General features: G+C 58.7%; 23 protein-coding genes. 1 reads left to right on the top strand and 22 read right to left on the bottom strand.

What is annotated here, in order from left to right; all coding sequences use genetic code 11:
* Window positions 1-73: 73 nt before the first annotated feature.
* The 20 genes from AACY25_RS03905 to trmJ all read right to left on the bottom strand — a co-directional run bounded on the left by AACY25_RS03905 (window position 74) and on the right by trmJ (window position 17906).
* On the bottom strand, window positions 74-1222 hold the full coding sequence (locus AACY25_RS03905) for a pyridoxal phosphate-dependent aminotransferase (RefSeq protein ID WP_339522649.1): 1149 nt from the start codon (window positions 1220-1222) through the stop codon (window positions 74-76).
* A gap of 153 nt (window positions 1223-1375) precedes the next feature.
* Window positions 1376-2848: a ribosome biogenesis GTPase Der gene (der, locus tag AACY25_RS03910; protein WP_339522651.1), complete on the bottom strand. Its 1473-nt coding sequence runs from the start codon at window positions 2846-2848 to the stop codon at window positions 1376-1378.
* 129 nt (window positions 2849-2977) lie between these two features.
* Window positions 2978-4129: an outer membrane protein assembly factor BamB gene (gene bamB / locus AACY25_RS03915; protein ID WP_339523819.1), complete on the bottom strand. Its 1152-nt coding sequence runs from the start codon at window positions 4127-4129 to the stop codon at window positions 2978-2980.
* Window positions 4122-4703: a tetratricopeptide repeat protein gene (locus AACY25_RS03920; protein WP_339523820.1), complete on the bottom strand. Its 582-nt coding sequence runs from the start codon at window positions 4701-4703 to the stop codon at window positions 4122-4124. Before AACY25_RS03920 ends, bamB begins: the two co-directional genes overlap by 8 nt.
* Before the next feature lie 100 nt (window positions 4704-4803).
* Complete coding sequence (gene hisS, locus AACY25_RS03925; RefSeq protein WP_339522653.1) at window positions 4804-6093, bottom strand: histidine--tRNA ligase; 1290 nt, start codon at window positions 6091-6093, stop codon at window positions 4804-4806.
* An 18-nt stretch (window positions 6094-6111) separates the two neighbouring features.
* Window positions 6112-7221 (bottom strand): flavodoxin-dependent (E)-4-hydroxy-3-methylbut-2-enyl-diphosphate synthase, encoded by a 1110-nt coding sequence (gene ispG, locus AACY25_RS03930; protein WP_339522655.1) that lies wholly within the window; start codon window positions 7219-7221, stop codon window positions 6112-6114.
* Between the two features lies 1 nt (window position 7222).
* Window positions 7223-8233, bottom strand: a complete 1011-nt coding sequence (locus AACY25_RS03935) for a RodZ family helix-turn-helix domain-containing protein (RefSeq protein ID WP_339522657.1) — start codon at window positions 8231-8233, stop codon at window positions 7223-7225.
* On the bottom strand, window positions 8233-8991 hold the full coding sequence (gene pilW / locus AACY25_RS03940) for a type IV pilus biogenesis/stability protein PilW (protein ID WP_339522659.1): 759 nt from the start codon (window positions 8989-8991) through the stop codon (window positions 8233-8235). Before pilW ends, AACY25_RS03935 begins: the two co-directional genes overlap by 1 nt.
* Before the next feature lie 13 nt (window positions 8992-9004).
* Complete coding sequence (rlmN, locus tag AACY25_RS03945; protein WP_339522661.1) at window positions 9005-10153, bottom strand: 23S rRNA (adenine(2503)-C(2))-methyltransferase RlmN; 1149 nt, start codon at window positions 10151-10153, stop codon at window positions 9005-9007.
* Window positions 10154-10176: 23 nt separating this feature from the next.
* Window positions 10177-10608 carry a nucleoside-diphosphate kinase gene (gene ndk / locus AACY25_RS03950; protein ID WP_296130150.1) on the bottom strand — a complete coding sequence of 144 codons (432 nt, stop codon included), beginning with the start codon at window positions 10606-10608 and terminating at the stop codon, window positions 10177-10179.
* A gap of 94 nt (window positions 10609-10702) precedes the next feature.
* The gene (gene iscX, locus AACY25_RS03955; protein WP_339522663.1) at window positions 10703-10903 is read right to left on the bottom strand and encodes a Fe-S cluster assembly protein IscX; all 201 of its coding nucleotides are present in this window, start codon (window positions 10901-10903) and stop codon (window positions 10703-10705) included.
* Window positions 10904-10917: 14 nt separating this feature from the next.
* A complete protein-coding gene (gene fdx, locus AACY25_RS03960; RefSeq protein ID WP_160085290.1) occupies window positions 10918-11259 on the bottom strand; it encodes an ISC system 2Fe-2S type ferredoxin in 342 nt (113 codons plus the stop codon).
* Between the two features lie 2 nt (window positions 11260-11261).
* Complete coding sequence (gene hscA / locus AACY25_RS03965) at window positions 11262-13127, bottom strand: Fe-S protein assembly chaperone HscA (protein WP_339522664.1); 1866 nt, start codon at window positions 13125-13127, stop codon at window positions 11262-11264.
* 48 nt (window positions 13128-13175) lie between these two features.
* Window positions 13176-13697 (bottom strand): co-chaperone HscB, encoded by a 522-nt coding sequence (gene hscB, locus AACY25_RS03970; protein WP_339410417.1) that lies wholly within the window; start codon window positions 13695-13697, stop codon window positions 13176-13178.
* Window positions 13698-13704: 7 nt separating this feature from the next.
* A complete protein-coding gene (iscA, locus tag AACY25_RS03975) occupies window positions 13705-14028 on the bottom strand; it encodes an iron-sulfur cluster assembly protein IscA (protein WP_090248639.1) in 324 nt (107 codons plus the stop codon).
* Window positions 14029-14038: 10 nt separating this feature from the next.
* The gene (gene iscU / locus AACY25_RS03980; RefSeq protein ID WP_339410421.1) at window positions 14039-14425 is read right to left on the bottom strand and encodes a Fe-S cluster assembly scaffold IscU; all 387 of its coding nucleotides are present in this window, start codon (window positions 14423-14425) and stop codon (window positions 14039-14041) included.
* Window positions 14426-14472: 47 nt separating this feature from the next.
* Window positions 14473-15687 carry an IscS subfamily cysteine desulfurase gene (locus tag AACY25_RS03985; RefSeq protein ID WP_339522665.1) on the bottom strand — a complete coding sequence of 405 codons (1215 nt, stop codon included), beginning with the start codon at window positions 15685-15687 and terminating at the stop codon, window positions 14473-14475.
* A gap of 48 nt (window positions 15688-15735) precedes the next feature.
* Window positions 15736-16227: a Fe-S cluster assembly transcriptional regulator IscR gene (iscR, locus tag AACY25_RS03990; protein WP_090248642.1), complete on the bottom strand. Its 492-nt coding sequence runs from the start codon at window positions 16225-16227 to the stop codon at window positions 15736-15738.
* 139 nt (window positions 16228-16366) lie between these two features.
* Entirely contained in the window at window positions 16367-17143 is a 777-nt protein-coding gene (gene cysE, locus AACY25_RS03995) for a serine O-acetyltransferase (protein ID WP_160015860.1), read from the bottom strand.
* On the bottom strand, window positions 17136-17906 hold the full coding sequence (trmJ, locus tag AACY25_RS04000) for a tRNA (cytosine(32)/uridine(32)-2'-O)-methyltransferase TrmJ (RefSeq protein WP_339522670.1): 771 nt from the start codon (window positions 17904-17906) through the stop codon (window positions 17136-17138). The genes cysE and trmJ overlap by 8 nt, the downstream gene beginning before the upstream one ends.
* A 144-nt stretch (window positions 17907-18050) precedes the next feature.
* Between trmJ and suhB the strand changes: the two genes are divergently transcribed.
* Window positions 18051-18866 (top strand): type III secretion system regulator SuhB, encoded by an 816-nt coding sequence (gene suhB, locus AACY25_RS04005; RefSeq protein WP_339522671.1) that lies wholly within the window; start codon window positions 18051-18053, stop codon window positions 18864-18866.
* Between the two features lie 55 nt (window positions 18867-18921).
* Here the strand turns inward: suhB and AACY25_RS04010 are convergent, their stop codons facing one another.
* The gene (locus AACY25_RS04010) at window positions 18922-19461 is read right to left on the bottom strand and encodes a glycine zipper 2TM domain-containing protein (RefSeq protein ID WP_339522672.1); all 540 of its coding nucleotides are present in this window, start codon (window positions 19459-19461) and stop codon (window positions 18922-18924) included.
* 127 nt (window positions 19462-19588) lie between these two features.
* Window positions 19589-20494 (bottom strand): protein translocase subunit SecF, encoded by a 906-nt coding sequence (secF, locus tag AACY25_RS04015; protein WP_339522673.1) that lies wholly within the window; start codon window positions 20492-20494, stop codon window positions 19589-19591.
* Window positions 20495-20496 lie beyond the last annotated feature (2 nt).

A 20496-nucleotide genomic window follows, 5' to 3' on the forward strand; every position in this document is an offset into this window, starting at 1 on the left:
CACTCGCCGTAGGGTGGATGTCGCTTTTCACATCCACCACGCCTTGGTGGATAACGCTTCGCGGTTATCCACCCTACACCGCGCATAGCTTTTCCGCCGCCTGACGCAACGTCTCCTCACGCTTGGCAAAGCAGAAACGCACCAAACGCAAGTCCTTAGGTGGTGCCTGGTAGAACACCGATACAGGAATCGCCGCAACACCGTGTTCGCGGGTCAGCCATTCGGCCATGGCGACATCATCCAGATCATTGCGAATGGCCGAGTAATCGACCAACTGGAAATAAGTGCCCGCAGCTCGGGTGAAGGTAAAGCGCGAGCCGGCCAGCAGGTCGCAGAACAGATCGCGCTTAGCCTGATAGAAAGCCGGCAGCTCCTCGACGTGCTCCGGATGCTCGGCCATATAGTCGGCCAGCGCCCACTGCAGCGGGGTCACGCCGCAAAAGCTGACGTACTGATGCACCTTGCGCAGTTCGGCGCTCAAAGCCGGCGGCGCCACTACGTAGCCGGTTTTCCAGCCAGTGACGTGATAGGTCTTGCCGAACGAGCTGACCACAAAGGCGCGCGGATACAGCTCCTCGTGGGCCAGCACGCTGGCGTGCTGAATACCATCGAACACCAGATGCTCGTAAACCTCATCGCTGATCAGATAGATATCCCGTTCGCGGATCAACGCAGCCAGTTGATCCAGCTCGGCGCGGGAAATCAGCGCCCCGCTGGGGTTATGCGGGCTGTTGAGGATAATCAGGCGGGTCTTGTCACTCAATGCATCCTGCAGACGCTGCCAGTCGATGGCGAAATCCGGCAAGGCCAGCGGCACATGCACGCAGCGCCCGCCGGCCAGCTCGACCGAGGGCTCGTAGCTGTCGTAGCAGGGATCGAAGACGATGACTTCGTCGCCCGGATGGATCAGCGCCTGCACTGCGCAGAAGATGCCTTGGGTAGCGCCGGGAACTATGGTGACCTCGCTATCGGCGCTAACCACACGGCCATAACTGCGGGCGACCTTCGCCGCCACCTGCTCACGCAGCGCTGGCAAGCCGGTCATCGGCGCGTACTGATTATGCCCGGCGGCAATATGCCGGCCGACAGCATCACGCAATGCCTGCGGACCATCGAAATCCGGGAAGCCCTGGGACAGATTGAGCGCACCGGTTTCCACGGCGAGCTGCGACATGCGGGTAAAGATGGTGGTGCCGACGTTCGGCAGCTTGCTGATAAGCATCGCTCTATTCCCTAGGGCGGGAGCAACCCGCTAAAGATTCCAGGCCGGCGGGTTTGACCCGTCCTCCGCCAGTGTTGATGGCGCAGAATAGCCGATCCCCCAGAGACGCAAAAGGCACCCGAAGGTGCCTTTATAGAGCGATCAGACTCAAGCTTAGCGCTTGTCTTTGCGCTTCTTCTCGGCCTTTTTGTGGTGGCTCATCAGACGACGCTTCTTGTTCACCTGACGATCCGTGAGGGTGTTCTTGTTGCCCTCATAGGGGTTATCGCCGCCCTTGAACTCGATACGGATCGGCGTACCGACCAGCTTGAGCACGCGGCGGTAGGTGTTTTCCAGGTAGCGGATATAGGACTTGGGCACCGCCTCGACCTGGTTGCCGTGAATCACAATCAGCGGCGGGTTGGCACCACCCAGGTGGGCATAGCGCAACTTGATGCGGCGATTGTTGACCATGGGCGGCGCGTGATCGCTGACGGCATCTTCAAGAATCGTGGTCAGACGGTTGGTCGGCCAACGGGTGATCGCCGACTTGAACGAGGCCTGCACCGACTTGTACAGGTTGCCCACGCCGGTGCCGTGCAGCGCCGAGATAAAGTGGATATCGGCAAAATCAACGAAGAACAGCCGGCGTTGCAGCTCGACCTTCACATAATCGCGCTCGCTCGGCTCCATGCCGTCCCATTTGTTCAGGGCGATTACCAGGGCGCGACCGCTTTCCAATACGAAGCCGAGCAGGTTTAGGTCATGGTCAACCACGCCTTCGCGTGCGTCCATGACGAACACCACGACGTTGGAGTCCTGGATCGCCTGCAGGGTTTTCACCACCGAGAACTTTTCCACCGCCTCGAAGATCTTGCCGCGGCGACGCACGCCGGCGGTGTCGATCAGGGTGTACTTCTCGTCATCCCGTTCGAACGGAATGTAGATGCTGTCGCGAGTGGTGCCGGCTTGGTCATAAACGATGACCCGCTCTTCGCCGAGCATGCGATTGACTAGAGTCGACTTGCCGACGTTGGGCCGGCCGATGATCGCCAGTTTGATGCCGTCCTTCTCGCTCGGGCCGGGAATGCGCTTGGCTTCCTGTCCTTCGAGAACGACTTCCTCTTCCTCGCCGTCTTCCGGCTCGGTGGCATCCTTGGGGAAGGAACCGAGCACGGCTTCGAGCATCTGGGTGATGCCCCGACCGTGAGCACCGGCGATCGCCAGGGACTCGCCCATGCCCATGCTGGAAAACTCGGCGCGGGCCAGGTCGGCGTCGATGTTGTCGACCTTGTTGATCACCAGGAAGCTGCGCTTGTTACGGCGACGCAGGTGCTCACCGATCATCTGATCGGAAGCCGACAAGCCGGCGCGCGCATCCACCAGAAACAGCACGGCATCGGCTTCTTCGATAGCCTGCAGCGACTGCTCGGCCATCTTCGCGTCAATGCCTTCCTCGTCACCGGAAATACCACCGGTGTCGATGACGATATAGGTTCGCCCCTGCCACTTGGCCTCGCCGTACTGGCGATCACGGGTCAGACCAGACAGGTCGCCGACAATCGCGTCACGGGACTTGGTCAAGCGGTTAAACAGGGTGGACTTGCCGACGTTAGGGCGGCCCACCAGGGCAATTACGGGAACCATTAGGCTCTCCACTTCGTTATTTCAGAAAATACAAAAGCCGCTGCAGAGGCAGCGGCCGGAATTCATTGCGCTGGCCCGTGCCGCACAGCCCTAAGTGCAGTGCAGCATAGCCAAAGCCTCAGCGAGCGATCACTTGATGGTCAGAGCCACCAGATTGCCGCCGTTGCCGTAGGCATATAGCCAATCACCCACCACCAGCGGACGAGCACGTAGGCCGTCGCTGTCGATACGTGTGCGGCCAACAAAACGTCCGTCCACCTGGCTGACCAGGTGCAGGTAGCCTTCCAGGTCACCGAACGCGATATAGCTGGAGAACACTTCCGGCGCCGACAACTGGCGACGCGCCAGGGCATCGTTGCTCCACAAGGCCGAAGCCGAACGCTCGTCGATACCTTCAACGGTGCCACTGGCCAGGCTTACGTAAACACTGCCGTAACCCTGAGCAACGCCGACCGAACTGGACGCTTCACGTTGCCAGAGGATACGACCGCTTTCCAGATCCAGCGCAGCAACGCGACCTTGATAGCTGACTGCGTAGAGGGTGCCAGCCGAGAGCAGCAGGCCGCCGTCGATGTCGACCACACGATCCAGCTCGGAACGACCTTGCGGAATAGCCACGCGCTGTTCCCAGACCGGAATACCGCGCTGTGCATCCAGCGCAATCACCTTGCCAGTGGACAGGCCGGCAATCGCCAGACGGTTGGTCAATACCGGGCTGCCAGTGCCGCGCAGAGTCAGTACCGCCGGGGTGTTTTCAAAGATCCAGCGCTGCTCGCCCGTATCCATATCAAAGGCAATCAAGCGATCATCTTGAGTCTGTACCAGCACCACATCGCCATTCAGCGCAGGCGGAGCCAGCACTTCGCTAGTCACGCGGGCGCGCCACTTCTCTTCACCGTTTGCGGTATCGAGGGCGATGATCTCGCCTTTCAGCGTGCCAACCACCACCAGACCATAGCCTGCACCGACTGCGCCGGAAACCGGCAGCTCCAGGTCAGCTTTCCAGATGACCTTGCCAGTCATGCGGTCCATGGCCATGACCAGACCTTCGACGTCGGCGGCATAAATCTGCTCACCATCAATCGCCGGCACCAACATATTGAAGGACTCGCCCTGGCCGTCGCCAATCGAACGACTCCATTCCTTCTGCAGGCGCACTTCTTCCTCGAACTTGGGCAGATCGGCCGGTGGCAGTTCCTTCTTGCTATTGCTGCTGCAACCTACGGCCAGAACGGCCAGGGCCAGCAGTGCGGCATTCTTCCAGCGCATCACGTCACGCATCCCCTTTTGCCAGATCATCCAGCTTCATTTGCAGACCACCGACAGCAGCATCTTCAGACAGCGCTGCCTTGGCTTTTTCGTAGGCGGCGTGCGCATCGTCGGCACGGCCGAGTTGCACCAGCAGGTCACCTTTAAGTTCTTCACGGCTGGCGGCAAAGGCCGGCGCAACCTTGGCGTCCAGCAGCTTCAAGGCATCTTCTGCCTTGTCCTGCGCAGCGAACACGCGCGCCAGGCGCTGACGGGCCAGCTCGGCCAGGCTGTCATCAGCCGGCTTCTCGACAATAGCCTGCAGCTCGCTGGCAGCGTCATCCAGCTTGCCCGCTTCGACCGCAACCTTGGCTACAAACAGACGGCCATACTGGGCGTAATGGGTGCCGGAAAAATCTTTCTTCAGCGTATTGGCCAACTCAGCGACCTTGCCTGCGTCAGGCTTGCCGCTCGGGTCCAGTGCAGCTTCGAGCAATTGCTGATACACCAGCGAAGCACCCTGGGACTGATTAGCCTGATATTTCTGCCAGCCCTGCCAGCCAAACACCACCACCAACGCCAGCGCAACACCGGTCAGTAATGGCATACCATTGCGCTGCCACCAGTCCTTGATTACCGCCAGCTCTTCATCATCAGTACGCGAAACCACCCCAACACTCCTATTCGCTAAATCACTCAACAGGCGCTCAGGCCTGATCGGCGCAGGTCGCCAAATGGTCGGCCAATGCCGACCACGCAATACTTTGTTGCTCACCCTGACCGCGCAGCGGCTTGAAACCTACCACTTGCTGGGCCAATTCGTCTTCACCCAAGATCAAGGCATACAGCGCGCCACTCTTATCGGCCTTCTTGAACTGACTCTTGAAGCTACCAGCCCCGGCATTTACCTGCAGACGCAGGTTCGGCAGCTGATCACGCAGTCGCTCGCTCAAGGTCAGCGCCGCCAGTTCGGCAGGCTCACCAAAAGCGCACAGATAAACATCGACCGTGCGGGCGATTTCAGCCGGTACTTTACCTAGAGTTTCGAGCAACAGCACCAAACGTTCGATGCCCATGGCAAAACCCACGCCTGGCGTCGGCTTGCCGCCCATCTGCTCGACCAGGCCATCGTAACGGCCACCGGCACACACTGTGCCTTGGGAACCAAGCTGATCGGTAACCCACTCGAACACGGTCTTGCTGTAGTAATCCAGGCCACGCACCAGCTTGGGATTGATCACGTAAGGCACACCGGCGGCGTCCAGACGGGCCTTGAGTCCCTCGAAATGCACCCGCGATTCTTCATCCAGGTAATCCGCCAGCTTTGGTGCATTTACCAGCAGGGCCTGGGTTTCCGGCACTTTGCTGTCCAATACACGCAGCGGGTTGCTGCCCATACGGCGGCGACTGTCTTCATCCAGCTGATCGGCGTGCGCAGTCAGAAACTCAACCAGCGCATCGCGATATACCGCGCGGGCGGCGCTGGTACCGAGGCTATTGAGCTCAAGCTTCACCGCATCACGGATACCCAGCAGGCCCCACAGGCGCCAGGTGAGCACAATCAACTCGGCATCGATATCCGGGCCATCGATATTGAAGACTTCCACACCAATCTGGTGGAACTGGCGATAACGGCCTTTCTGCGGGCGCTCGTGACGGAACATCGGGCCGATGTACCAGAGTTTCTGGGTCTGCCCACCGCCCGCCAGACCGTGCTCAAGTACGGCACGCACGCAGGCCGCGGTGCCTTCCGGACGCAGGGTCAGGGAGTCGCCATTGCGGTCGTCGAAGGTGTACATCTCTTTTTCAACAATATCGGTGACTTCACCAATCGAGCGTTTGAACAGCTCGGTGAACTCAACGATAGGCATGCGGATCTGCCGATAGCCGTAGCCATCCAGTAGGCTGGCCACGCCGCCTTCAAAGTAGCGCCAAAGCGGGGTCTGCTCGGGCAGGATATCGTTCATGCCACGAATGGCTTGCAGGGACTTGCTCAATTCAATTCCTTAACGGTGTTAGCTGCGCAGAATCAGAGCGGCGTCAGCTGCGACCTTGTCGGCCGCTTTCTGGCGGATCAGCTTTTCTAGCTCATCGACCAGGTTGTCATTGCCCAGCTTGAGCGCCGGTTTGCCATCGATATAGATCAGATTGGGCGAGCCGCCGGTCAGGCCAATATGGGCCTCCTTGGCTTCTCCGGGGCCGTTGACCACACAGCCGATCACCGCAACATCCAGTGGCACCAACAAGTCTTCGACGCGCTGCTCCAACTCGTTCATGGTTTTCACCACATCGAAGTTCTGCCGCGAGCAGCTTGGGCAGGCGATAAAGTTGATGCCACGGGAGCGCAAGCGCAGGGATTTGAGGATGTCGTAACCGACCTTGATCTCTTCAACCGGATCAGCGGCCAGGGAAATGCGGATGGTGTCGCCGATACCTTCGGCCAACAGCATGCCCAAGCCCACCGCTGACTTGACCGTACCGGAGCGCAGACCGCCAGCCTCGGTGATGCCTAGGTGCAGCGGCTGCTCGATCTGTTTGGCCAGCAGGCGATACGCCTCGACGGCCATAAACACATCAGAGGCTTTTACGCTGACCTTGAAGTCCGGGAAGTTCAAGCGATCAAGATGTTCGACATGACGCAAAGCGGACTCAACCAATGCGGCAGGCGTCGGCTCGCCGTATTTCTTCTGCAAATCCTTTTCCAGCGAACCGGCATTCACCCCGATACGAATCGGAATGCCTTTGTCGCGCGCCGCTTCAACCACCGCACGCACACGGTCTTCACGACCGATATTGCCCGGATTGATACGCAGGCAGTCGACGCCAAGCTCAGCCACGCGCAAGGCGATCTGATAATCGAAGTGGATGTCGGCCACCAGCGGCACACGCACCTGCTGCTTGATCTTGCCGAAGGCTTCAGCGGCGTCCATGTCCGGCACCGAGACCCGCACAATGTCGGCACCGGCATCTTCCAGACGACGAATCTGCGCCACAGTGGCGGCTACATCATTGGTATCGCTATTGGTCATGCTCTGTACGGCGATAGGCGCATCGCCACCCACCGGTACAGAACCAACCCAGATTTTGCGTGAAATACGGCGTTTGATCGGTGACTCGCAATGCATGTTACTGCCCACCCAATTTCAGACGCGCGGTCTCACCGGAGATAAAGGGCGCCACATCGACGGGATTGCCATTCAGGCTGACCTGCACACCACGGGCATAACCCAGACGCAGCTCCAGCGGAGCCTTACCGGCCAACTGCAGGCTATCGCCTTTACGCTTGAGAGCGCTGAACAACACCTTGCCATTGGCATCGGTAAGTTGCGTCCAGCAATCGGCAGTAAAGCTCAGGCTGACAACCGCCTCGCCTGCGGCCGCTTGCGGCGGCGCTGTTTCCGTCGGTGTTGCCGGTAAAGCCTCAGAAATAACAGGCGCGGCGTTTTCCTGGCTAGAAAGCCCTGCGGGCGCTACCGGCAGACTTGTTGCGTCAGTTGGCGCTTGCGGTTGCTCCGCTTGCGGGGCAGTGACTGCAGCGGCGTCTGGCGATGGCAATGCCGGGGCACCCTCTGGAAGTAGTGGCAAGGTGATTTCTGCGTCCAGCTGGGCAGCTTCCACTGCCTGATCTTCCGGCTCATCCAACGGATGAATCTGCGTAGTGCCGTCAGCCCCGTCCACCTCGACGTGCTCAAGGCTGGTTGAAGCCAGATCCTCTGCCCGACGCTCGGCTTGTTCCTGCCACCAGAAAAAGCTCAAGCCGGCCAAGGCCAACAACAGAACAAAACTGACCATACGCAGAATGCGCTGCGAGTAGCTCACTGGTTCCTCGATTCGCCCTAGGCTGTGCACGCTGCTGCCGGCGGCGTCGCTGCCAGTGAACTGATCGAACTCCAGCACCAAACGGTTCTGATCGACTTCCAGCAACTTTGCATAAGCACGCACATAACCGCGGGCAAAGGTGTGTCCAGGCAGCTTGTCGAAGGCACCCTGTTCAACCTGGCTCAAGCGCTGCGGGGTCAGGTTCAACTGCGCAGCAACCTCGGCAATGGTCCAACCACGGCTCTCACGAGCCTTGCGCAAAGTCTCACCCGGATTGACACGAGGAACTGCTAGCACTTCTGAATGCGCCGCTTTCATCATTGCTCCGACAGGTATTGCTGATATTCCGGGGTGCCCGGATAAAGTCGTTTCAACTGCAATCCGAGGCTCGCGGCATTATCACGCTCCTCGAAAATCTTCGCCAGACGCACACCCAGCAGCAGGCTGCGAGCGTCAGGCTGGGCAAGCGCCATATAATTCTCGTAATAGCCACGCGCAGGGACGTACTGCTTATCCTCATAGGACAGCTGTGCCATTTCCATCAAGGCGCGAGGTCGGCGGCTATTCAAACGCAGCGAACGCTCAAAATAGGCCTTGGCCTGCTCACGCTGCTTGAGCTGCATCGAGGTCAAACCGAGGTTTTCAAAAACCCGAGAGCGCTCTGGGTAAAGAGTGTCCTGAGCCGCCTGGGCATAGCGTTCCAGCGCTTCATGATAACGCTGCTGTTCAAACAGAAAGCTACCGTAGTTATTCAACAAGCGAGCATCGCCGCTGCGTTGCGAAATAGCCTTGCGGAAGTGTTCATCAGCGAGCTTAGGTTCCATTTCAATCTGGAACACCAAGGCCAAAGCCGCATGTGCATCCGCATTCGAAGAGTCAAGCTCCAGCGCTTTTTTCAGTGGAACTTTGGCGCGCTCGGTTTCGCCTTGCTGCAGATAGCCGATACCCAGCTGGACATAAGCATCGCGTGCTTCGTCGCGACCCTTATCGGTTTTCATCGGATCAACATTACCGGTCGTAACGCAACCGACTAACAGACTGGCGGCCAACAGCAATAACGCGGGACGCAAGGTCATGGATATCCTCCCCTCAGGTTCGATTGGCGGCGGAACTCGGCGTTTCGGCCTCGCTACTCAATTCACGCACAGCAATGTAGCGCTCACTACGGCGGGTACGGTCCATAACCTGGCCGACCAACTGGCCACAAGCGGCGTCAATATCCTCGCCCCGCGTGGTGCGCACGGTGACATTGTGCCCGGCTTTGTGCAGCAGGTCTTGGAAACGGCGAATTGCATTGTTGCTTGGCCGCTCGTACCCGGAGTGGGGGAAGGGATTAAACGGAATCAGGTTGATCTTGCAAGGCACATCTTTGAGAAGTGCGATCATTTCCTCAGCGTGCTCGGTCTTATCGTTTACATCCTTGAGCAGGGTGTACTCGATTGTAAGCACGCGTTTCTCGCCGAGACGCGAGACATAACGCTTACATGCCGCCAGGAGCATTTCCAACGGGTACTTCTTGTTGATCGGCACCAGCTGATTGCGCAGCGCGTCATTCGGCGCGTGCAGCGACAACGCTAGCGACACGTCGATAACCTCACCCAGTTTGTCGATCATCGGCACCACGCCTGAAGTCGACAGGGTCACCTTACGCTTGGAAATACCATAACCGAGGTCATCCATCATGATTTTCATGGCGGCGACGACGTTGTCGAAATTCAGCAGCGGCTCGCCCATGCCCATCATCACCACGTTGGTGACAGCACGATCAATTTTCGCTGGCTGAGTACCGAATGACTTATTGGCAATCCACACCTGACCGATCACTTCAGCGGCGGAGAGATCGCTGTTGAACCCTTGCTTGCCGGTCGAGCAGAAACTGCAATCCAGCGCACAGCCGGCCTGCGACGACACACACAAGGTGCCACGCGTGCCCTGGGGAATGTAGACGGTTTCTACGCAACTGCCTGACGCCACTCGCACGACCCACTTACGCGTGCCATCAGTAGAAATATCTTCGCTGACCACTTCCGGGCCGCGGATTTCAGCACAGGCCTTGAGCTTTTCGCGCAAGACCTTGCTGACGTTACTCATGGCATCGAAATCATCAATGCCAAAGTGGTGAATCCACTTCATCATCTGACCGGCACGGAAACGCTTTTCCCCGATGCTTTCGAAGAATTGTTCCATTTCTGCCTGGGTCAGACCCAGCAGATTGATTTTACCGGTAGCTTCAGTCATGGCTTCACCCTCACCCGATTCGCTTAGCGAATACGTGCGCAAACTTCGGTGGCGGCGAAGAAGTAAGCGATTTCGCGGGCAGCGGAGGCTTCCGAGTCGGAGCCGTGAACAGCGTTTTCGTCGATGGAAACGGCGAAATCAGCCCGGATGGTGCCGGCAGCTGCTTCTTTCGGGTTAGTTGCGCCCATCAGATCACGGTTAGCCAGAACAGCGTTCTCGCCTTCCAGAACCTGAACGATAACTGGACCGGAGGTCATGAAAGCAACCAGGTCCTTGAAGAAGCCGCGCTCGCTGTGCTCAGCGTAGAAGCCAGCAGCTTCGCGCTCGGACAGTTGAACCATTTTCGAAGCAACGACGCGCAGGCCGGCTTTTTCGAAACGAGTGGTAATCTCGCCAACAACGTTTTTAGCAACGGCATCAGGCTTGATGATGGAGAAAGTGCGTTGAACAGCCATGTGAAACTCCAGAAACAATGATTAAAGCGAAAAATTAAACCCGCGAATTATACGCGGGTTCCGGTTAAATGCGTAGGCCAGGCCAAAAAGCCGGCTAATCCACCTCGTCAATCCAGGCGGCCTGAATGGCTTCAAGTACCTTCTCGCCGCCGCGCTGTGGATCGTCACTGAACTCCGGCAGCGCCAGAATCCATTTATGCAGATCGACAAAGTTAACATAGCGAGGGTCTACCTCAGGCTTGGACTCCGCCAACTGAATGGCGATTTCCAGAACATCAACCCACTTCAGACTCATAACAACTCCTGAACTCAATGCGGCGCTTCGGCAGCGTGGTTTAGCGAGTACTTGGGAATTTCCACGGTCAGGTCTTCATCACCCACAATAGCCTGACAGGAAAGCCGCGATTGCGCTTCCAGCCCCCAGGCTTTGTCGAGCATGTCTTCTTCCAGCTCATCGGCCTCAGCCAGCGAGTCAAAACCTTCACGAATGATGCAGTGACAAGTAGTACAGGCGCAGACACCGCCGCAGGCACTTTCGATCTCGATATGGTGCTCGTGAGCCACCTCAAGCACCGAAGTACCCGGCGCGACCTCGACCACGAGGCCTTCCGGACACAGCACAGCGTGGGGCAGAAAAATGATCTGCGGCATGCTTATTCCTCAATCTCATCAAGACTACGACCGGCCAGCGCGGCCTTGACCGTGGCATCCAAACGACGCGCGGCAAAAGCGTCAGTCACTTGGGTCAAACGTTTGGTTTGCTGCTCAATCGCCAGGCCATCACTGCCAGCCATCAATTCGCGCAACAGCTCTATCTGCGCATCGATTGCCAGACGCTCATCAGCATCCAGCAAGCGCTCGCCATCGGCCAGTAACGCTGCTTCGACCGCTTCCAGCAGGCGCCGAGCATCGACCTGCTGCTCGCGCAGTACACGGGCAACCTTGTCGTCGCCGGCGTTCTTGAAGGAATCTTGCAGCATGCGGGCGATTTCGCCATCGGTCAGCCCATAGGACGGCTTGACCTGGATACTCGCCTCGACACCCGAGGCCAGCTCACGCGCAGCAACACTGAGCAGGCCGTCAGCATCGACCTGAAAGGTCACGCGAATCTTCGCCGCGCCGGCAACCATCGGTGGAATACCGCGCAATTCGAAGCGCGCCAGGGAGCGGCAATCACTGATCAACTCACGCTCACCTTGCAGCACATGCACCATCATGGCTGTCTGACCATCTTTATAAGTAGTGAAGTCCTGGGCGCGGGCCACGGGGATGGTGGTGTTACGCGGAATCACCTTCTCCATCAGCCCGCCCATGGTTTCCAGGCCAAGCGACAGGGGAATCACATCCAACAACAGCAATTCTTCGCCATCACCGCGCTTATTGCCCGCCAGGGCATCGGCCTGAATCGCCGCACCAATGGCGACCACCTGATCGGGGTCGATATCGGTCAATGGCTCACGGGCGAACAACTCGGCGACGGCATGACGCACACGCGGCACGCGGGTGGAGCCGCCGACCATGACCACGGCTTCAATCTCTTCAAGCTCAATACCGGCGTCACGCACAGCGCGGCGGCAGGCCTTGAGACTGCGCGCCAGCATCGGCTCAATCAGTGCGTCAAACTGCTCACGACTCAACTGCCCTGTCCAGCCGGCATAGCTGAGGCTTGCCATAGCGCTGTCGGTCAGCGCTTCTTTAGCGGCGCAGGCAGCTTCTAGCAACAGTCGCTGCTGTGCTGGATCAAGATCAGGGGAAATCCCGGCCTGCTGCACAATCCAGCCAGCAATCGCATGATCGAAGTCATCACCACCCAGCGCGCTGTCACCACCGGTAGCCAGCACTTCAAACACACCACCGGTCAGGCGCAGCACGGAAATATCGAAGGTGCCGCCGCCCAGGTCATAAATGGCGACCACGCCCTCGGCGTGCTGATCCAGGCCGTAGGCCACGGCAGCAGCAGTCGGCTCATTAAGCAGACGCAGCACATTCAAGCCAGCCAGACGTGCGGCGTCTTTAGTGGCCTGACGCTGCGAGTCGTCGAAATAAGCCGGCACGGTGATTACAGCACCGACCAGCTCACCACCAAGGGCTTCCTCGGCGCGCTGACGCAGCACTTTGAGGATATCGGCAGAGACCTCGACCGGGCTTTTCGGCCCCTGCACGGTCTCAATAAACGGCATATGCGATTCGCCACCGACAAAGCGGTACGGCAGCTGCTCGCCGAGCTGTTTGACGTCAGCCAGCCCGCGCCCCATCAAGCGCTTGACCGAGAGCACGGTATTCAACGGGTCTCCCGACGCGGCCGCCTTGGCGACGTCGCCCACCTCTACACGATCAGCGTGATAGCGCACGGCGGACGGCAGAATAACCTGCCCCGCCGCATCGGCCAGCGGCTCGGAAAGGCCGCTACGCACAGCGGCGACCAGCGAATTGGTGGTGCCCAGATCAATCCCCACGGCCAGTCGACGCTGGTGTGGCTGGGGGCTTTGTCCGGGCTCAGCGATCTGCAGTAAGGCCATGATTAATCAGTGCTTAGGTATCAGGTACGCGGCAAGGGCATACCAGCGTTAATCGTCGAGGCGCTCTTCCAGCTGGCGCACCTCGTGAGAAAGCTTGTCGAGAAACTGCATGCGTCGCATCAGGCGCTCGGCCTCTTCGCGCCGCGAGGCATCATCCCAACAAACGGCAAAACTTTCGTTCAGCTCATCCTGAGCCACTTTCAGCCGCCGCTTGAACTGCGCAACACCCGCCAGGTCTGCACTGTCGTGCAGGTCTTCCAGCTCTTCGCGCAATTGCATCTGCTGCAGCAGGAAATCTGGGTCCTGCACCGTCACCTCAAGTGGTAGCTCAGGGCCGCGCAACGCCAGCAAATAGCGGGCACGCTGCGGCGCACTCTTAAGCGTACTGTAAGCCTCGTTGAGACTGGCGGACTGCTCGAGGGCCAGGCGCTGATCACGCTCCGACGCATCGGCGAAGCGGTCAGGATGGACATTGCGCGCCAGCTCGCGATAACGCGCGGCTAGCTGGTCAAGATCCAGGCGAAAGCTCGGCTGCAGGTCAAATAAAGCAAAGTGACAAGGACTGCCCACACGCGCCTCAGATATTGAAGCTTTCGCCGCAGCCACATTCGCCGCGTACGTTCGGGTTGTTGAACTTGAAGCCTTCGTTCAACCCTTCTTTGACGAAGTCGAGCTCGGTGCCGTCGAGGTAGACCAGGCTCTTGGGATCGATGATCACCTTGACGCCATGGTTCTCGAACACCTGATCTTCGCTGGCGGCCTCATCGACAAACTCCAGCACATAGGCCAAGCCGGAACAGCCCGTGGTGCGCACACCCAGGCGAATACCTTCGCCCTTTCCGCGCCCTTCAAGCGAGCGGCGCACGTGCTGAGCCGCAGCTTCGGTCATGCTGATAGCCATCGACGCCTCCTTAGAGCAAGCCTTTCTTCTGCTTGTAATCGCGTACAGCTGCCTTGATGGCATCTTCAGCGAGTACCGAGCAGTGGATTTTCACCGGGGGCAGAGCCAATTCCTCGGCCAGCTGGGTGTTTTTGATGGTTTCGGCTTCGTCCAGGGTCTTGCCCTTCATCCACTCAGTGGCGAGGGAGCTGGAGGCGATCGCCGAACCGCAGCCATAGGTCTTGAACTTGGCGTCTTCAATCACGCCCGCCTCGTTGACCTTGATCTGCAAGCGCATCACGTCACCACAAGCCGGCGCGCCGACCATGCCGGTGCCTACGCTTGGGTCTTCCGCGTCCATCTTGCCGACGTTGCGCGGGTTCTCGTAGTGGTCAATGACCTTTTCACTGTAAGCCATGCTGGTATTCCTTCCTCATCAGAGAGTCGCTCTTGCTTGGCGACTACTTAGTGCGCCGCCCACTCAATCTTGGAGATGTCGACACCGTCTTTGTACATATCCCACAGCGGCGACAATTCGCGCAGCTTGGTGACCGCCTCGCACACTTTCTGCGCGGCGTAATCGACTTCTTCATCAGTAGTGAAGCGGCCGAAGGTAAAGCGGATGGAGCTGTGTGCCAGCTCGTCATTGCGCCCAAGGGCGCGCAGTACGTAGGACGGCTCCAGAGAAGCCGAAGTACAAGCCGACCCGGACGAAACCGCCAGGTCCTTGAGCGCCATGATTAGCGACTCACCCTCAACGTAGTTAAAGCTGAGGTTGAGGTTGTGCGGTACGCGGGCGGTCATGCTGCCGTTGATATACAGTTCTTCCAGGCCATCGACCTGTTTGAAGAAGCGCTCACGCAGGGCCAGGATGCGCTGGTTTTCCTGGGTCATTTCTTCCTTGGCAATGCGGAACGCCTCGCCCATACCGACGCACTGGTGGGTCGCCAAGGTGCCGGAACGCATGCCACGCTCGTGGCCACCGCCATGGGTCTGAGCCTCCAGGCGCACACGCGGCTTACGGCGGACGTACAACGCACCTACCCCCTTGGGGCCATAGGTCTTGTGTGCGGAGAAGGACATCAAATCGACCTTGAGCGCGTCGAGATTGATCGCCACCTTGCCAGTGGATTGCGCCGCATCAACATGCAAGAACACGCCGCGCGAGCGGGTCAGCTCACCGATTGCAGCGATGTCGTTGATGGTGCCGATTTCATTGTTCACATGCATGATCGACACCAGAATGGTGTCCTCACGCAGCACCGCCTCGATCATGACTGGGGTAATCAGGCCATCTTCACCAGGCTCGATGTAGGTTACTTCGAAGCCTTCGCGCTCAAGTTGGCGCATGGTATCCAGCACCGCCTTGTGCTCGATCTTCGAGGTGATCAGGTGTTTGCCTTTGCTTTTGTAGAAGTCGGCGATGCCTTTGATCGCCAGGTTGTTGGACTCGGTAGCACCGGAGGTCCAGACAATCTCACGCGGGTCGGCATTGACCAGCTCAGCCACCTGGCGGCGAGCATTTTCCACCGCTTCCTCAGCCTTCCAACCAAACACATGGGAACGCGACGCCGGGTTGCCGAAGTTACCGTCGACCAGCAGGCATTCGCTCATTTTTTGCGCAACACGCGGATCAACCGGCGTGGTGGCGGAATAATCGAGGTAAATCGGCAACTTCATCAACTTTCTCCTAATCAGGTATCAGGTCAGCTAGCCAGCGCTTTGCGCTCAATCGACGGCGGACGTTTCGATCTTATCCAGGTACGGCGTCCTGCCATTGCAGCGGCGCTGATCCTGGCGCTGAGCAACTTCCTGCACTTCACGCCGGGTCACCAAGTCAGCAAGACTGATGCCGCTTAGAAATTCGTGTATCTGCTGGCTGAGGTCGCACCACAGATGATGGGTCAGACAAGTATCACCCGCATGGCAATCGCCCTGACCCTGGCAGCGCGTGGCATCGACCGACTCGTTGACCGCGTCGATCACCTCAGCCACTTGAATGCCTTGCATGTCACGTGACAGCTGGTAACCGCCGCCAGGCCCACGCACGCTGGAGACCAGATTGCCGCGGCGCAACTTGGCAAATAGCTGCTCCAAATACGAAAGGGAAATACCCTGTCGCTCAGAGATATCAGCCAAAGACACCGGCCCACGCTGAGCGTGCAGCGCCAGATCAAGCATGGCGGTGACGGCGTAACGGCCTTTGGTGGTTAGTCGCATAAGGGATTACCGCGTGGTCGCAATATGCCGCGAGTATGCAATTCCCGAGCATTTAAGTCAACTATAAGACCTACTGCTTTAGTCGGGATTAGCCAAAATGGAGGGCGCGCAGCATAGCAAAATGTGCGCACCCACACCATCAAGCTGCGGGCTTGTCTGCGTCTTTGACCACGCCGGCGAAGTCCTCGTCACGCAGTTGCGGCAAATCCTTGGCGCAGTAGTCACTGCCTAGCGACTTGAGCGCGCCGCACATGCCTTCCAGGCGCCCATCTACCGCATGCAGGTGGTCTAGTAGCTGACCAATAGCGCGCGCCACCGGGTCCGGCATGTCCTGGCTCACACCATACGCATCGAAACCGAGCTTTTCGGCAATTGCTTGACGCTTGGCTTCTTGCTCGTCGTCGGTTTTGACGATGACCCGCCCCGGAATGCCGACCGCCGTAGCACCCGCCGGCACTTCCTTGGTCACCACAGCATTGGAACCGATCTTGGCACCCGCACCGACAGTGAATGGCCCCAGCACCTTGGCCCCTGCACCGACCACCACACCATCTTCCAGCGTCGGATGCCGCTTGCCCTTGTTCCAGCTGGTGCCGCCCAGGGTTACTCCCTGGTACAGGGTGACGTCATTGCCGATTTCGGCGGTCTCACCAATCACGATGCCCATACCATGATCGATAAAGAAACGCCGACCGATCTTCGCGCCAGGATGGATTTCGATGCCGGTCATCCAGCGCCCGAAGTTCGACACCACACGCGCCAGCCACTTCCAGCCACTGCCCCACAGCGCATGCGCCACGCGATGCAGCCAGACCGCATGCAAACCGGGATAGCAAGTGACCACCTCAAAGGCATTACGCGCCGCCGGGTCGCGATGAAATACGCTCTGGATATCCTCTTGCATGCGCTCAAACATCTGCCTTCTCCTGCCTAGGGTGCTCACCACGCGCTGCCTTGATGGTTTCCGTCAAGATACCGCGCAAGATATTCATTTCCAGCTTGCTTATCGCACTGCGTCCATACAAGCGCCGCAGGCGACTCATCAAATGCCGCGGCTTGGCCGGATCAAGAAACCTGATCTCAACCAGCGCCTGCTCCAGATGCCGATAAAACGATTCCAGCTCATCCGCCGCAACCGGCTCTTCATCCGGATCGACAACCGCCACCTGCTTAACCGGCTGGCCTTCTGTGGCCAGCCAGGCCATGCGCACTTCATACGCCAGCACCTGCACCGCCGCCGCCAGATTCAACGAGCTGAACGCCGGATCGGAAGGGATGTGCACATGATAGTGACAGCGCTGCAGCTCCTCATTGGTGAGGCCGGCATATTCACGACCAAACACCAACGCAACCTGCGCACCTTGCTGCGCCTGCTCACACGCTGCCACGCCACACTCGCGCGGCTCCAGCATCGGCCAAGGGATATGCCGATCACGCGCACTGGTGCCGAGCACCAGGCGACAGCCGACCAGCGCCTCTTCAAGCGTCGCCACCATCTGCGCCGTGTCGAGAATATCAGTCGCCCCGGAGGCTCTGGCCACAGCCTCTTCGCTCGGGAAATCGCGCGGATCAACCAGCACCAATTGCGACAAACCCATGTTTTTCATGGCCCGCGCCGCACCTCCGATATTGCCCGGATGACTGGTGCCGACCAACACAACGCGAATATTTTCCAGCAACGCAAACGCTCACAGACAAGGCTTAGAGGGGCAAATCTTACAGAAGCCACCCGCCTTGCGCCACGCAAGGCGCAGGTTGCACTTCAACCTCTGGGCTTTTCTGCTAGAATGGCCGGCTTTCTTTAACGACCCAGGTGAACATCCATGCAGCCCATGCTGAATATCGCGCTGCGCGCAGCCCGTAGCGCCGGCGAAATGATCTTCCGCTCGACCGAACGCTTGGACGTCATCTCGGTCGACGAGAAAGAAGCCAAGGACTATGTAACTGAAGTTGATCGCTCTGCCGAGCAGCTGATCATTCAGGCCCTGCGCAAAGCGTTCCCGAACCACGGCATCCTCGGCGAGGAAAGCGGCCTCAGTGAAGGCAGCGGCGACGGCGCCGATTACCTGTGGATCATCGACCCACTGGACGGCACCACCAACTTTATCCGTGGCATTCCGCATTACGCCGTCAGCATCGCCTGCAAATACCGCGGCCGCCTTGAGCACGCCGTGATCATCGACCCGGTTCGCCAGGAAGAATTCACTGCCAGTCGTGGCCGTGGCGCTGCTCTCAACGGCCGCCGCCTGCGCGTTGGCAATCGCAAGAGCCTGGAAGGCGCCCTCCTAGGCACCGGCTTCCCGTTCCGCGACAGCCAGATGGAAAACCTGGAAAACTACATCGGCATGTTCCGCAGCCTGGTCGGCCAGACCGCTGGCATCCGCCGCGCTGGCGCAGCCAGCCTGGACCTGGCCTACGTGGCCGCCGGTCGCTTCGATGCATTCTGGGAATTCGGCCTGTCCGAGTGGGACATGGCAGCCGGCGCACTGTTGATTCAGGAAGCAGGCGGCCTGGTCAGCGACTTCAGCGGCAGCCACGAATTCCTTGAAAAAGGTCAGATCGTGGCCGGCAACACCAAGTGCTTCAAAGCTGTGCTGACGGCTATTCAGCCGCACCTGTCGGCCTCGCTGAAACGCTAATCGCGAGCCACAAAAAAAGCGCCCCGAGGGGCGCTTTTTTTATTGCAGCGCAGTTTTAGTTAGCCGACTCGTCCGCCAACACCAACTGACCATCTTTTACCGGAATCTGCCGACCCGGATCATTGGCCATGCGCACCTGACTCACTTTGCCATCGAGTTCGTATTTGACGTCATACCCCACCAGCTTTTCACTGGTGTCAGTCACCGTGCTGCAACGGGTTTCGGTAGTGGTGTAAGTGTCACGGTTCTGCAGATGCTCCTGAGTTTTATTGCCGGCATAACCGCCGCCGACCGCACCAGCGACTGTCGCCAGCTTCTTACCGTTACCGCCACCGACCTGATTACCCAGCAAACCACCAACCACTGCACCAATCGCCGTACCGGCTATCTGGTGCTGATCTTTGACCGGCGCCTGACGGGTGACCGCCACATCCTTGCAAACTTCGCGCGGGGTTTTGATGGTTTCATTGATGGGCTTAACTGCAAGCACTTCGGCATATTTCGGCGCACTGACGATGTTATAGGTGGCCACTGCGCCACCCGCTGTCACACCCACGGCACCCAATACCGCGCCTACCAACATAGACTTATTCATACATGCCTCCTTCCAACCGCTGCATAAGCGCTCAATGCACCTTACTCCTAGCCTTGGACCATAAAAAAGCCGGGCAGGTTCAACACCTGCCCGGCCCATTCAGCCATATGCGATAAAACGCACAGAATCAGGGACGCTCGTCGACCTCTTCTTCCACTACCGGCGGAATTAGGTCATCAACCGTAAGATCGAGCCAGACCAGCACCACGTTGGCGATATAGACCGACGAGTAAGTGCCCGCCGCCACACCGACAAACAGCGCCACCGAGAAGGCAAATAGGTTGTCACCCGCAAACAACAGCAGAGCAGCGATGGCCATCAACGTAGAAATTGACGTCGCCAACGTACGCAGCAGAGTCTGCGTAGTGGAGATATTGATGTTTTCAATCAGCGTTGCCTTGCGCAGCACGCGGAAGTTTTCCCGTACCCGGTCGAAGACCACAATGGTGTCGTTGAGCGAGTAACCAATGATCGCCAGCAAAGCCGCCAATACAGTCAGGTCGAAGGTGATCTGGAAGAACGACAGGATTCCAAGGGTGACGATCACATCATGGATCAACGAGACAATCGCCCCCGCACCGAACTTCCACTGAAAACGGAAGGCCAGATACAACATCACTCCGCCCAGCGCCAGCAGCAGGCCAAGCCCACCTTGGTCGCGTAGCTCTTCACCCACCTGCGGGCCAACAAACTCGACCTTTTTCACCTCAAGCTGCTCACCGGCCTGACGCAGCGCTGTGGCCACTTTATTACCCAAGTCCGGATCATTGCCCTGCATGCGCACTACCACATCGGTGGTAGCGCCAAAGCTTTGCACCACGGCGTCGGCATAGCCTGCGCCAGCCAGTTGCGCACGGATTTTACTGAGGTCCGCCGGCTGCTCGTAGCTCAGCTCGATCTGCGTACCACCGGTAAAGTCCAGGCCGAGGTTCAACCCTTTGGTAAACAGGCTAACCAGTGCCAGCAACGTCAGCAGCAGGGTGAAGGCGAACGCAATATTGCGCACCCCCATGAAGTTGATCGTACGATTCATCA

Source organism: Pseudomonas sp. EA_35y_Pfl2_R111 (assembly GCF_963970955.1).
Taxonomy (GTDB): domain Bacteria; phylum Pseudomonadota; class Gammaproteobacteria; order Pseudomonadales; family Pseudomonadaceae; genus Aquipseudomonas.

What these genes read in the sequence shown, in the direction of transcription:
- secF (WP_339522673.1), bottom strand. Translation starts at nt 20,494, where the DNA reads ATGAATCGTACGATCAACTTCATGGGGGTGCGCAATATTGCGTTCGCC.
- pilW (WP_339522659.1), bottom strand. Translation starts at nt 8,991, where the DNA reads ATGACCTTGCGTCCCGCGTTATTGCTGTTGGCCGCCAGTCTGTTAGTC.
- suhB (WP_339522671.1), top strand. Translation starts at nt 18,051, where the DNA reads ATGCAGCCCATGCTGAATATCGCGCTGCGCGCAGCCCGTAGCGCCGGC.
- AACY25_RS04010 (WP_339522672.1), bottom strand. Translation starts at nt 19,461, where the DNA reads ATGAATAAGTCTATGTTGGTAGGCGCGGTATTGGGTGCCGTGGGTGTG.
- AACY25_RS03985 (WP_339522665.1), bottom strand. Translation starts at nt 15,687, where the DNA reads ATGAAGTTGCCGATTTACCTCGATTATTCCGCCACCACGCCGGTTGAT.
- der (WP_339522651.1), bottom strand. Translation starts at nt 2,848, where the DNA reads ATGGTTCCCGTAATTGCCCTGGTGGGCCGCCCTAACGTCGGCAAGTCC.
- rlmN (WP_339522661.1), bottom strand. Translation starts at nt 10,153, where the DNA reads ATGACTGAAGCTACCGGTAAAATCAATCTGCTGGGTCTGACCCAGGCA.
- iscX (WP_339522663.1), bottom strand. Translation starts at nt 10,903, where the DNA reads ATGAGTCTGAAGTGGGTTGATGTTCTGGAAATCGCCATTCAGTTGGCG.
- AACY25_RS03935 (WP_339522657.1), bottom strand. Translation starts at nt 8,233, where the DNA reads ATGAAAGCGGCGCATTCAGAAGTGCTAGCAGTTCCTCGTGTCAATCCG.
- ispG (WP_339522655.1), bottom strand. Translation starts at nt 7,221, where the DNA reads ATGCATTGCGAGTCACCGATCAAACGCCGTATTTCACGCAAAATCTGG.
- bamB (WP_339523819.1), bottom strand. Translation starts at nt 4,129, where the DNA reads ATGCGTGACGTGATGCGCTGGAAGAATGCCGCACTGCTGGCCCTGGCC.
- AACY25_RS03920 (WP_339523820.1), bottom strand. Translation starts at nt 4,703, where the DNA reads ATGCCATTACTGACCGGTGTTGCGCTGGCGTTGGTGGTGGTGTTTGGC.
- iscR (WP_090248642.1), bottom strand. Translation starts at nt 16,227, where the DNA reads ATGCGACTAACCACCAAAGGCCGTTACGCCGTCACCGCCATGCTTGAT.
- iscU (WP_339410421.1), bottom strand. Translation starts at nt 14,425, where the DNA reads ATGGCTTACAGTGAAAAGGTCATTGACCACTACGAGAACCCGCGCAAC.
- cysE (WP_160015860.1), bottom strand. Translation starts at nt 17,143, where the DNA reads ATGTTTGAGCGCATGCAAGAGGATATCCAGAGCGTATTTCATCGCGAC.
- ndk (WP_296130150.1), bottom strand. Translation starts at nt 10,608, where the DNA reads ATGGCTGTTCAACGCACTTTCTCCATCATCAAGCCTGATGCCGTTGCT.
- AACY25_RS03905 (WP_339522649.1), bottom strand. Translation starts at nt 1,222, where the DNA reads ATGCTTATCAGCAAGCTGCCGAACGTCGGCACCACCATCTTTACCCGC.
- fdx (WP_160085290.1), bottom strand. Translation starts at nt 11,259, where the DNA reads ATGCCGCAGATCATTTTTCTGCCCCACGCTGTGCTGTGTCCGGAAGGC.
- iscA (WP_090248639.1), bottom strand. Translation starts at nt 14,028, where the DNA reads ATGGCTATCAGCATGACCGAAGCTGCGGCTCAGCACGTGCGCCGCTCG.
- hscA (WP_339522664.1), bottom strand. Translation starts at nt 13,127, where the DNA reads ATGGCCTTACTGCAGATCGCTGAGCCCGGACAAAGCCCCCAGCCACAC.